The following is an 11,818-nucleotide window of genomic DNA, read 5'->3' on the forward strand; positions in this document are numbered from 1 at the left end:
CAAATCCCGAATGCACAGACTTCGCCAAACTGCTCCCCGGGGTAATGGGTCCTGGCTTTCGCCAGGACGACGACGAATGGCGGGCGCTTCGGTTTCTTCCATCCGGCTTGCAAGAATCCTGTTGCGCTGGGCTCGCAGTCGTCTACCTCTCGGAGGGGAATATTCACGAGCGAGTGTCACGGCGTGACAGATCCAGCGATTGGCTTCACTCCGTCGACCGGGCTTAATCCGGCTCTCAAGCGCGCGCTGAATGATATATTGGGCGGGAGCGCCGCCAGCGTCCTGACCGTCACATTCGGACTGTCCTACTCGCTGCTGATCTTCGCGGGGCCGTTGTCGCCCTATCTGTCCTACGGCATCACGGCAACCTTCGTCAGCTCTGCGGTGCTTGCGGCCGTCGTCGCGCTCGGCAGCTCCCTGCCCTTCGCGATTGCAGCCCCCGACAGCTCGACCGCGGCGGTGACGGGTATCCTGGCGGCCTCCGTGGTCGAACGCATCGAGACGGCGAACCTGCCAGCGCCGTTGCTGTCACCGGTCCTGATCACGCTCGGCCTGTCGACGATGCTGACAGGATTGGTGCTGTGTGGACTGGGCCTGACCCGGCTTGGCCGCGCCATCCGCTACGTGCCTTATCCGGTGGTCGGCGGCTTCCTCGGCGCAACCGGACTTCTCATCGTCATGGGTGCGGTCCGGGTGATCACCGACCATCCCCTGCAATTCGCGACACTGTCGCACTTCGCCAACCGTACCATCCTGCTGGAGCTGGGTGCCGCCTGCGCGATGGCGCTGGTGCTGTATTTCACCTGGCACCGCTCGCGCAGCCCGTTCGGACTGCCGATCATCCTGGTCGGCGGCGTGCTCACCGCGCATCTGGCATTCTGGATCACCGGCGTTTCCTTCGACGACGCGCGCACGTTGGGCTGGACCTTTCAGTCCCCGCCGCAAGCGGTCTTCATGCTGCCCTGGCACAGCGACGATCTCGCCCGATATCCCTGGTTTGCCATCCCGGACCTGCTTGGCAATGTCGTCGCCGTCATCTTCGTCACGGCATCGAGCACGCTGTTCAACACCACCGGCATCGAGGTGGCCACGCATCGCGAAGCCAATCTGGAATCTGAGCTGAACGTCACCGGCGCCGCCAATATCCTGACCGGCGTGCTGGGCGGCTACCCCGGCTGCAGCTCGACCAGCCGCTCGATGCTCAATTTCTCCAGCGGCGGCCGCGGGCGCCTGTCCGGCCTCACGGCCGCAGCGCTGTCGCTGCTGGTGCTCGCCGTCGCACCCGAGCTGCTTGGCTTCATCCCCAAATTCGTGCTCGGCGGCCTGTTGCTCTATCTCGGCGCCGACCAGCTGCACAAATGGATCGTCGAGTCGCGCAAGCGGCTGTCGAAGCTGGAATATCTGTCGCTGATCACCATCATCGCGATCATCGTCGCCTGGGGTTTTGTGCCGGGCATCCTGATCGGCGTCATCATCGGCTGCGCGACGTTTGCGTTCAGCGCCGCACGGGTGGAGTCGATCAAGTACAGTTTCGACGGCTCGGAGTACCGCTCCTCGCTCGACCGCTCGCGCGACGATCAGGACGTGCTGCTGGCCCATGGCGGCAAGATCCAGGGACTCAATCTCCAGAGCTATCTGTTCTTCGGCTCCGCCAACCGGCTCTACCAGCACGTCAAGCGGCTGCTGCAGGAGCGGCCCGAATGCCGCTATCTGCTGTTTGACTTCAAGCTCGTCACCGGCGTCGATTCATCGGCTGCCTATAGCTTCGCCCAGATCAAGCGCAGCGCCGGCGAACTCGGCGTCGAGCTGATCCTGGTGCATCTGTCGGCCACGGCCGAGAAGGTGCTGCGCTCCAGCGACTTCGTCGGCGAGGGCGTCACCATCATCCCCGAGCTCGATCGCGCGCTGGAATGGTGCGAGAACGAGCTCATCTCGCAGCATCAGGAGCTGGCGCAGGAAGAAGCCAGCCTGCGCGACTGGTTCACGCGAATGCTTGGCAGCGAGGATGGCGCCGACGAACTGATCCGCCGCTGCCAGCGCATCGAGGTCGAAGCCGGCGAGGTCATCGTGCAAGCCGGCGATCCCGCCGATTCCATGCATTTCATCCTCGACGGCCGCGTCGGTATCATGATTCCTGCCGACGACGACCGCACCACGCGCGTGCGCAGCCTCGGCCGTTACACCACGATCGGCGAGATGGGGCTGGTGTCACAGACACCGCGCAGCGCCACCATCCAGGCCGAAGTCGACAGCGTGCTCTACGTGCTGAATACGCACCAGTTCGACGCGATCAAGGTCGAGGATCCCGCACTCAGCCACAAGCTGCTGACCTATTTCGTGTCGGTCATGGCGGAGCGGCTGACATTCGCGAACCGCACGATCGCGGTGTTGCGGCGGTAGCGAGGCCGTAGCGCAACTAGCGCACCACACATTGGATGTCGTCCTGGCGAAAGCCAGGACCCATACCGCGGAATCTATCTATCGCAGGCGGTGGAAGTACCGGACCACCAATCTCCGCCAAACGCCTCGCCGGGGTATTGGGTCCTGGCTTTCGCCAGGACGACCCTGGAGGGGGCATTGCGTTCATCACATCCGCGAATGATGGCGAGCCCTACACCCCCGCCATCATCACGTATTTGATCTCGACATATTCTTCCATGCCGTGATGCGAGCCTTCGCGGCCGAGGCCGCTTTCCTTGACGCCGCCGAAGGGCGCGACTTCGGTCGTGATCAGGCCGGTGTTGACGCCGACCATGCCCGACTCCAGCGCTTCGGCGACGCGCCAGACGCGGCCGAGATCGCGGGAGTAGAAGTAGGAGGCGAGCCCGAACGGCGAGGCGTTGCACATCGCGATCACGTCGGCCTCGTCCTTGAAGCGGATCACCGGCGCGAGCGGGCCGAAGGTTTCCTCTTGCGCCACCAGCGAGTCCGGCTTGACGTCGGAGAGCACCGTCGGCTCGAAGAACGAGCGTCCGAGCTCGCTGCGCTTGCCGCCGGTGACGACCTTGGCGCCGCGCTTCACGGCGTCCGCAATGTGGCGCTCGACCTTGTCGACCGCTTTCAAATTGATCAGCGGGCCTTGCGTGACGCCGGTTTCCGTACCGTCGCCGATCTTCATCGCCGCGACCTTCTTCGACAGCTTCTGCACGAACTCGTCGTAGATCTTGTCCTGGGCGTAGATGCGGTTGGCGCAGACGCAGGTCTGGCCCATGTTACGGTATTTCGAGACGATGGCGCCTTCGACCGCCGCATCGATATCGGCGTCGTCGAACACGATGAACGGCGCGTTGCCGCCGAGCTCGAGGCCGAGCCGCTTCACGCCGACGGAGGCCTGCCGGTAGAGAATCTTGCCGACCGCAGTCGAGCCGGTGAAGCCGACGAAACGCACGGCCGGATGCTCGCACAGCACCTTGCCGATCGGCGCGGCATCGCCGGTGATGATGTTGAACACCCCCTTGGGCACGCCGGCTTTCTCCGCGAGCGCGGCAAGCGCCAGCGCCGACAGCGGCGTTTCATTGGCGGGCTTGAGCACCACGGTGCAGCCGGCCGCAAGCGCCGGCGAAACCTTTCGTGTGATCATCGAGTTCGGGAAATTCCACGGCGTGATCGCGCCGCAGACGCCGATCGGCTGCTTGATCGCGAGCAAGCGCGCATCCGGCCGCTGCGTCGGAATGGTCTCGCCATAGACGCGGCGGGCTTCCTCGGCGAAAAATTCGACATAGGCGCCGCCGATGTCGACCTCGCCGAGCGCTTCACTGAGCGGCTTGCCCTGCTCAGAGGTGAGGATCAGCGCGAGGTCCTCGCGATTGGCGATGATCAGCTCGAACCATTTGCGCAAGATATTGGAGCGCTGCTTGGCGGTGTGCTTGGCCCAGCCCGGGAAGGCGCGTTCGGCTGCTTCGACGGCCCTGGTGGCATCATCCGCGGAGAGCTGCGGAACCTTTGCAAGCTCGACGCCGGTGGCGGGATTGTTGACCGCGAAGACCGGCGAGCCGACCCAGGCGCCGTCGATGTAGCAGGCCTCCTTCAGCAGCGACGGGTCCTTCAACCGGTCGCGCAAATTGGACGTGGCGTGCTGGGCACGTGCGGCGGCGGACGGGGTCATGGCGTTGCTCCTGCGGGGCTTTTGCGGGCTGTTCCGGTTCGGCCGGAATATAGGGAGAAGCGGCGCGCAATGCACCGTCCCGCAACGCACATCTGCTGGGAGCCAGGCTAGGAGCGGCGCGTCCTTACGCCGCGCCGCTCAGATAGGTCTCGCGCCGCCCGATCATGCGCTCGGCGGCCGCCTTGGCGTCGGCCTTGGAGGAGGTCGCGCAGGTCCGGTATTCGAGATCGGGGACGTCGGACGCGTTGCGGCGGCCGAACCAGGACTTCGAGCCGACCGGCAGCAGCGCAAGCGCCTGCGCCAGATTGTCGACCGCGCCGAACGAATAGAGCGCACCGGTGCCGGCGATGCGGACCTCATAGATCCCAGGCGCGATCGGCGCTTCCAGGTTTTCGCCCCGTCCGGCACGGGGATAGCGCTTCCATTCGCTCCAGGTCGAAATCATCTGAGGTCCCCCTGGCGGCCGGTGGGCGGCCGCCAAATTTGCATCAAGTCTTAACGTTTGCCCGCGATTGGGCCCGGTGCTGAACGCCACAACTCACAAAATGTTTCAAGTGCTCGAAAACTTTCGAAACATTTCGCCCAGGCCCATCCAAGGGCACGGCTGGTTGCGGACATCCACCGAAGATTGTGACTGCGTGTTGCGGTTCGGCCTATTGTCGTCCTGCGTGGGTGACGGACCGTCAAGTCACGACATCGCGACCGCGGCAGGTACGCGGATGTGCTTGCCGGGCGGCGGACGCGGGAGGACAATCGATCGCTTCCAACAATAATCAAACCGGAGGAAACGCGTATGCAAGGCAAAGCTGAGATCGATCAGATTCTGCGCCAGAAGAGCGAAGCCGGAGAGATTCCCGGCGTCGTCGCCATTGCTGCCAGCGGTACCGACGTGCTGTATCAGGGCGCGTTCGGCAAACGCGACCTGTCCAAGCCGGATGCGATGACCGCCGACAGCGTGTTCTGGATCGCATCGATGACGAAGGCGGTGACATCAGCGGGCGCGATGCAGCTCGTCGAACAGGGCAAGCTGTCGCTGGATGCGCCGATCGGCGAGGTGTTGCCTGATCTCGCCAAGCCGCAGGTGCTCGAAGGCTTTGACGCCAAGGGCGAGGCCAAGCTGCGGCCAGCCAAGGGGCCGATCACGCTGCGCCAGCTCATGACCCACACGGCAGGCTTCTGCTACAACATGTGGAACGGCGATCTCGCGGTCTATCTGGACAAGAACGGCATCCCCGCCATCACCACCTGCCAGAACGCGGCATTGAAGACGCCTATTATGACCGACCCCGGCACGCGCTGGGAATACGGCACCAATATCGATTTCGTCGGCAAGGCGGTGGAAGCCGTCAGCGGCAAGCGCCTCGATGCCTATCTGCGCGACAATCTGTTCGCACCGCTCGGCATGAGCGATACCGCTTTCAAGATCACCGCCGACATGCGCAAGCGCCTGGTCGGCATGCATGCGCGTGGCGAGGATGGCCAGCTCGCCGCGATCCCGTTCGAGCTCGAACAGGAGCCGGAATTCCATATGGGTGGCGGCGGCCTTTATTCGACCGCGGCCGATTATATCAGGTTTACCCAGATGATCCTCAACAAGGGCCGCGGCAACGGCAATCAGGTGCTGAAGGCCGAGACCATCGCGACGATGGGGCAGAACCACATCGGCGATCTCGCCATGGGCAAGATGACCACGGCGGCGCCGATGTACACCAATGACGTCGATCTCTATCCGGAGCAGGTGAAGAAGTGGGGCCTCAGCTTCATGATCAACACCGCCAAGACCGCCGAGGGGCGCAGCGCGGGCAGCCTCGCCTGGGCGGGCCTCGCCAACACCTACTACTGGATCGACCCGGCGCGCGACGTCACCGGCGTGATCCTGATGCAGTTGCTGCCATTCGCCGACGCAAAGTGTCTCGAGGCTTTTGCCGGCTTCGAGCGCGGTGTCTATGCCGGGCTCGATGCCGGCAGCGGGCAGAAGGCGGCGTAAGGCGCGCCTGACTCTCACGACGCGTCACGGCCGGGCTTGTTGTCCCGGCCGTCACGCACCTGACTGGAGGACATGATCTTGGCAGACAAAGCCGACAGTTACGTTTGCGGCATCTCCGACACGCCGCTGCTCGGCGACACCATCGGGCGCAGCCTCGATCAGGCCGCGCGGCGCTGGGGCGATCGCGAGGCGCTGGTCTCGCCCAGCCACGGCGTGAGGTGGACATGGAGGGAGTTTGCCGAGCGGGTCGACGCGCTCGCCGCCGGCTTTGTCGCGCTCGGTCTCGAACGCGGCGAACGGATCGGCATCTGGTCGCTGAACCGGCCGGAATGGACGCTGACACAATTCGCCGCCGCCAAGGCCGGCCTTATCCTGGTGACGATCAATCCGGCCTACCGGCTGAGCGAGCTGGAATTCGCGCTTCAAAAGGTCGGATGCAGCGCCATCGTCACCGCGACGGCGTTCAAGACCAGCAACTACATGGACATGCTCAACACGCTGTTGCCGGAGCTTGCGACCGCCAAGCCCGGGCAATTGCGCGCCGCGCGGCTGCCGGACTTGCGCATCGTGATCCAGATCGGCGGCCCCGCCTGTCCGGGCACGATTCCGTTCGACGAGGTCGCCGGCATGGCCGGACCCCCGCACCGTGAGCAGCTCGCCGCGCTCGGTGCCTCCCTGCAATTCGACGATGCCGTCAACGTCCAGTTCACCAGTGGAACGACGGGATCGCCCAAGGGCGTGACGCTGACCCATCACAACATTCTCAACAACGGCTATTTCGTCGGCCGCGCCATGCGCCTGACCGAAGCGGACCGCATCTGCATTCCGGTGCCGCTCTATCATTGCTTCGGCATGGTGATGGGCAATCTCGCCTCCGTCACGCTCGGCGCGACCATGGTCTATCCCGGCGAGGGGTTTGATCCGCTCGCGACGCTGCGGACGATCGAGCAGGAAAAATGCACCGCGCTGTACGGTGTGCCGACGATGTTCATCGCCGAACTCGACCACAGCGAATTCTCGAACTTCAATCTGACATCGTTGCGCACCGGCATCATGGCCGGTGCACCCTGCCCGATCGAGGTGATGAAGCGCGTCAATAGCGAGATGAACATGGGCGAGGTCACGATCGCCTATGGCATGACCGAGACGAGCCCGGTCAGCTTCCAGAGCGCCGTCGACGATCCGCTCGATCGCCGCGTCTCGACGGTCGGGCGAATCCATCCGCATGTCGAGGTCAAGGTCGTCGATCTCGACGGCAAGATCGTCAAGCGCGGCGAACGGGGCGAGCTCTGCACCCGTGGCTACAGCGTGATGCTGGGCTATTGGGAGGAGCCGGAGAAGACCGCGGATGTGCTCGACGCCAATGGCTGGATGCATACCGGCGACATCGCCATCATCGACGACCAGGGTTATTGCAACATCGTCGGCCGCATCAAGGACATGGTGATCCGCGGCGGCGAGAACCTCTATCCACGCGAGATCGAGGAATTTCTCTATCGGCACCCCAAGATTCAGGACGTGCAGATCTTCGGCGTTGCGGATACCCGCTATGGCGAGGAGCTCTGCGCCTGGATCCGGGTCAGGTCCGGCGAGACGCTGACGATGGAAGAGGTGCGCGCCTTCTGCGACGGCCAGATCGCCCACAACAAGATTCCGCGATACGTGGAATTCGTCGACGAGTTTCCGATGACCGTGACCGGAAAGATCCAGAAATTCCTGATGCGCGACGAGGTGGAGCAACGGCTTGGACTGAAGGCCGCGAAGACTGCGTAGGTTGCCAACTCAATCGTCATTGCGAGCGCAGCGAAGCAATCCAGAATCTTTCCGCAGAGGCAGTCTGGATTGCTTCGTCGCTGCGCTCCTCGCAATGACGGGTGAGAGAGAGTCCACCTTAAACCGTCAACCCGCGCTGCTCAGCCAGCTCCTTCAGCGACACCTGCGGACGCGCGCCGATGTGCTGAATCACTTCGGCGGCCGCGAGCGCGCCGAGCTCGCCGCACTGCTTGTAGGGCAGGTTGCGCGCCAGACCGAACAGGAAGCCGGCAGCGAAGAGGTCGCCGGCGCCGGTGGTGTCCACGAGTTTCGCGATCGGAGACGCCGGCGCTGCGACGGCGTCTTCAGCCGAAACCACCATGCAGCCCTTTTCGCTGCGGGTGACCACGCCGAGATTGACGTCGTTGCGCAATTGCTTGAGCGCCGTGTCGAAGTCCGAGGTCTGGTAGAGCGAATGCAGCTCGGACTCGTTGGCGAACACGATATCGACGGTGCCGTTGCGCATCAGCCCCAGGAATTCGTCGCGATAACGATCGACGCAGAAGGAATCCGATAATGTCAGCGCCACCTTGCGCCTGGCATCATGGGCGATCTTGGCCGCCTTGACGAAGGCGTCCTTGGCGTTCTTGGGGTCCCAGAGATAGCCCTCGAGGTAGACGATGCCGGCCGCGGCGATCTCGGCCGGGTCGATGTCGGCGGGCGACAAATCCTGCGCGGCGCCGAGATAGGTGTTCATGGTGCGCTCGCCGTCATCGGTCACCAGGATGTAGGAGCAGCCGGTCGCAGGGCCGTCCTTCGCCGCGGGCGTGTTGAAGGCGACGCCGGCCGCGCGGATGTCGTGGACGTAGAGCTTCCCGATCTGGTCGTCCTTGACCTTGCCGACATAGGCGGCGCGCGCCCCGAGGCTGCCGATGCCGACGATGGTGTTGGCAGCCGAACCGCCGGAAACTTCCGTCGCCGGACCCATGTCCTTGTAGATGGCGGCGGCCCGCGCCTCGTCGATCAGGGACATGCTGCCCTTGGTCATGCCGTGCTTGCCCAGAAAGGCTTCGTCGGTCTTGACCAGCACGTCGAACAGCGCGTTGCCGATGCCGAGAACGTCATATTTCACGTCAGCCATTCACCTTGATCCTGTTTGGCGGATTGCGATACCCGCGGAAATCCGCTTCCTGTCGGTCTGAAATCTGGCTCGCGGCCTATCACGGCCGGCCCTCCGCGGGCAAGCAACGGTATTATGCAGTTCCGATGATCCGCTCCTTCCTGACCGTCTCGACGGGGACACTGGCTTCACGGCTGCTGGGCTTTGCACGCGATTCCCTGATCGCGGCGCTGCTCGGCACCGGCGCCGTGGCGGACGCGTTTCTGGCGGCATTTCAGCTCGTCAATGTGGTGCGGCGCCTGCTCAGCGAGGGGGCCTTGAATGCGGCGTTGATCCCGGCCTGGCTGCGCGTTCGTGACAGCGAAGGCGAGGCGGCTGCGGCGGCGTTCGCGGGACGCGTGCTCGGCACGGTGAGCGCGGGCCTGATCGCAATCTCGGTCGTAATTGCACTTCTGATGCCGCTGATCATCATGATCATCGCGCCGGGCTTCGTCGGCAGCGCATCGCTCGATCTCGCCGTCCAGAATGCGCGGCTGATGCTGCCCTATCTCGCCTTCGCGGGACCCGTCACGGTACTGATGGGCCTGCTCAACGCGCAGGGACGCTTTGCACTCACCGCGTTCTCACCGCTGCTGTTCAACATCGCGCTGATCGCCGCGATCGCAGCACTCCTGCTGGGGCACGCCGATGCAACCTTCGCCGCGTGGATGCTGGCGGCCACCGTCGGCATCGCCGGCCTGCTGCAGCTCCTGATGCTGCTGTCGCAGCGAAGTGCGCGTCTGGCGAACCCGCTGCGCGTGAGCTTCGACAAGGACATGCGCGGCTTCTTCGCCAAGGCGATCCCGGGCATGATCGCGAGCTCCGGCCCGCAATGGCTGATGGTGGCCGGTGCGATCATCGCCTCCGCCACGCCCGCCGCGGTCTCCTGGCTCTATTTCGCCAACCGCCTGATCGAGCTGCCGCTTGGCATTGTCGGCGTCGCCATGGGTACGGTGCTGGTGCCGGAGCTGACGCACGCGGTGAGGAGCGGTGACCGTGACGCGGTTGCGCATGCCGAATCGCGCGCGCTGGAACTCGCGACCGGGCTGGCATTGCCGGCGACGCTCGGCCTGATCGTGCTGGCGGAGCCGATCGTGCGGCTGCTGTTCGAGCATGGCGCCTTTGGCGCGGAGGACAGTGCGGCCACGGCGTGCGCCCTGATGTGGCTGGCGCTGGGACTGCCGGCGCATGTGCTGATCAAGGCGCTCTCGCCAGCCTATTTTGCCCGCGGCGACACGATGACGCCGCTGCTTGCGACTGCCAAAGGGTTCGTGGTCGCGGTCGCGCTCGCGGTCCTGCTCGGTCATTTCTTCGGCGCGAGCGGGATCGCTGCCAGCATTGCCGCCGGCGCCTGGAGCAGTGCGATCTCGCTGCTCCGGAAAGGCAACAGTGAATTCGGCTTCTCGGTCGATGCCGCCGCCCGCAACCGGCTGCCGCGGATCGTGCTCGCCGCGCTCGTCATGGGCGGCCTGCTGTGGCTGACGGCGGGCCTCTTGCCTTCGGAGGCCCATGGGCTCATCCGCTTCATTGCGCTGGGATCACAGATCGCCGCCGGAATCGTCGTCTATGGCTTGCTCCTGCAAATCCTCCGCGTCGCGTCCTGGCGCGAGGCGGCCGGTGCCTTGAAGCGCCCCGCCCAGCCCGATCCCGGCGCCCGAGTTTAGCGAAATACCCTTGACGGGGCAGCGCCGCTGTTGGAAACGACGCCCCGTATCTTGCAGGAAAGCTGCCATGGCATTCGTTGAACGGGTTTTTTCGGGCGTCCAGCCGACGGGCAATCTGCACCTCGGCAATTATCTCGGCGCGATCGTCAACTTCGTGAAGATGCAGGAAACCCACAACTGCATCTATTGCGTCGTCGATATGCACGCGATCACGCAGGGCGTGGACGTCTGGGGTGGACCGGTCGAACTCGCACGCAACACCCGCGAGGTGACCGCGGCGTTCATCGCCAGCGGCATCGATCCGAGCAAGCACATCGTGTTCAACCAGAGCCAGGTCTCGGGCCACGCCGAACTCGCCTGGATCTTCAACTGCGTCGCGCGCATGGGCTGGCTGGGCCGCATGACCCAGTTCAAGGAGAAGGCCGGCAAAGACCGCGAGAACGCGTCCGTCGGGCTGTTCGACTATCCGGTGTTGATGGCCGCCGACATCCTGCTTTACCGCGCCACCCACGTTCCGGTCGGCGAGGACCAGAAGCAGCATCTCGAACTCTCGCGCGACATCGCGCAGAAGTTCAACAACGACTTCGCCGAGTCGATCCGCAGCCAGGGCGCCAATGACGGCCTGTTCTTCCCGCTGCCGGAGCCCTTGATCACGGGCCCGGCGACGCGCGTGATGAGCTTGCGCGACGGCACCAAGAAGATGTCGAAGTCGGACGCGTCGGACAATTCGCGCATCAATTTGACCGACGATGCCGACACCATCGCGCAGAAGGTGCGCAAGGCCAAGACCGACCCGGAGCCGTTGCCGACCGAGGAGAAGGGTCTGGAAGCGCGTCCCGAGGCCGACAATCTCGTCGGCATCTTCGCCGCGCTTTCCGGCCGCTCCAAGGCTGACGTGCTCAGGGATTTCGGCGGCGGCCAGTTCTCCAGCTTCAAGAATGCGCTGGTGGATTTGTGCGTCACCAAGCTCGCGCCGATCGCCGGCGAGATGAAGCGCCTCGTCGCCGACCCCGGCCATATCGACGCGATCCTGAACGACGGCGCCGACCGGGCGCGCGCGATCGCCGACGAGACCATGAAGCTCTCGAAGGACATCGTCGGCTTCATCCGCCGGCGCTAAAGCGCGTTCGCGAAAACGCGGCCGACGTCAC

8 protein-coding genes are annotated in these 11,818 nt (G+C 64.5%); 5 read left to right on the forward strand and 3 right to left on the reverse strand.

The genetic code is table 11. The features are described from left to right. Positions 1-183: 183 nt before the first annotated feature. Entirely contained in the window at positions 184-2,400 is a 2,217-nt protein-coding gene (locus ABIB80_RS03595) for an SLC26A/SulP transporter family protein (protein ID WP_007598298.1), read from the forward strand. A gap of 211 nt (positions 2,401-2,611) precedes the next feature. Here ABIB80_RS03595 and ABIB80_RS03600 read toward each other — a convergent pair whose 3' ends face one another. Both ABIB80_RS03600 and ABIB80_RS03605 read right to left on the reverse strand, forming a co-directional pair. Then, entirely contained in the window at positions 2,612-4,105 is a 1,494-nt protein-coding gene (locus ABIB80_RS03600; protein WP_007598299.1) for an NAD-dependent succinate-semialdehyde dehydrogenase, read from the reverse strand. Between the two features lie 124 nt (positions 4,106-4,229). After that, a complete protein-coding gene (locus ABIB80_RS03605; RefSeq protein WP_007598300.1) occupies positions 4,230-4,550 on the reverse strand; it encodes a hypothetical protein in 321 nt (106 codons plus the stop codon). A 348-nt stretch (positions 4,551-4,898) separates the two neighbouring features. Between ABIB80_RS03605 and ABIB80_RS03610 the strand changes: the two genes are divergently transcribed. Together ABIB80_RS03610 and ABIB80_RS03615 are read left to right on the forward strand one after the other, a co-directional pair. Beyond that, positions 4,899-6,092, forward strand: a complete 1,194-nt coding sequence (locus tag ABIB80_RS03610) for a serine hydrolase domain-containing protein (RefSeq protein ID WP_007598301.1) — start codon at positions 4,899-4,901, stop codon at positions 6,090-6,092. A gap of 78 nt (positions 6,093-6,170) precedes the next feature. Then, positions 6,171-7,865 carry an AMP-binding protein gene (locus ABIB80_RS03615; protein ID WP_007598302.1) on the forward strand — a complete coding sequence of 565 codons (1,695 nt, stop codon included), beginning with the start codon at positions 6,171-6,173 and terminating at the stop codon, positions 7,863-7,865. 118 nt (positions 7,866-7,983) lie between these two features. Here ABIB80_RS03615 and ABIB80_RS03620 read toward each other — a convergent pair whose 3' ends face one another. Continuing rightward, positions 7,984-8,985 carry an adenosine kinase gene (locus tag ABIB80_RS03620; RefSeq protein ID WP_007598303.1) on the reverse strand — a complete coding sequence of 334 codons (1,002 nt, stop codon included), beginning with the start codon at positions 8,983-8,985 and terminating at the stop codon, positions 7,984-7,986. Positions 8,986-9,110: 125 nt separating this feature from the next. Between ABIB80_RS03620 and murJ the strand changes: the two genes are divergently transcribed. Continuing rightward, the gene (murJ, locus tag ABIB80_RS03625; protein ID WP_007598304.1) at positions 9,111-10,667 is read left to right on the forward strand and encodes a murein biosynthesis integral membrane protein MurJ; all 1,557 of its coding nucleotides are present in this window, start codon (positions 9,111-9,113) and stop codon (positions 10,665-10,667) included. A gap of 67 nt (positions 10,668-10,734) precedes the next feature. After that, positions 10,735-11,787 carry a tryptophan--tRNA ligase gene (gene trpS / locus ABIB80_RS03630; protein ID WP_007598305.1) on the forward strand — a complete coding sequence of 351 codons (1,053 nt, stop codon included), beginning with the start codon at positions 10,735-10,737 and terminating at the stop codon, positions 11,785-11,787. The last annotated feature ends 31 nt before the right edge of the window (positions 11,788-11,818 follow it).

Source organism: Bradyrhizobium sp. i1.15.2 (genome assembly GCF_040548425.1).
GTDB classification, from domain to species: Bacteria; Pseudomonadota; Alphaproteobacteria; order Rhizobiales; family Xanthobacteraceae; genus Bradyrhizobium; species Bradyrhizobium canariense.

What these genes read in the sequence shown, in the direction of transcription:
- ABIB80_RS03605 (WP_007598300.1), bottom strand. Translation starts at nt 4,550, where the DNA reads ATGATTTCGACCTGGAGCGAATGGAAGCGCTATCCCCGTGCCGGACGG.
- ABIB80_RS03600 (WP_007598299.1), bottom strand. Translation starts at nt 4,105, where the DNA reads ATGACCCCGTCCGCCGCCGCACGTGCCCAGCACGCCACGTCCAATTTG.
- trpS (WP_007598305.1), top strand. Translation starts at nt 10,735, where the DNA reads ATGGCATTCGTTGAACGGGTTTTTTCGGGCGTCCAGCCGACGGGCAAT.
- murJ (WP_007598304.1), top strand. Translation starts at nt 9,111, where the DNA reads ATGATCCGCTCCTTCCTGACCGTCTCGACGGGGACACTGGCTTCACGG.
- ABIB80_RS03610 (WP_007598301.1), top strand. Translation starts at nt 4,899, where the DNA reads ATGCAAGGCAAAGCTGAGATCGATCAGATTCTGCGCCAGAAGAGCGAA.
- ABIB80_RS03620 (WP_007598303.1), bottom strand. Translation starts at nt 8,985, where the DNA reads ATGGCTGACGTGAAATATGACGTTCTCGGCATCGGCAACGCGCTGTTC.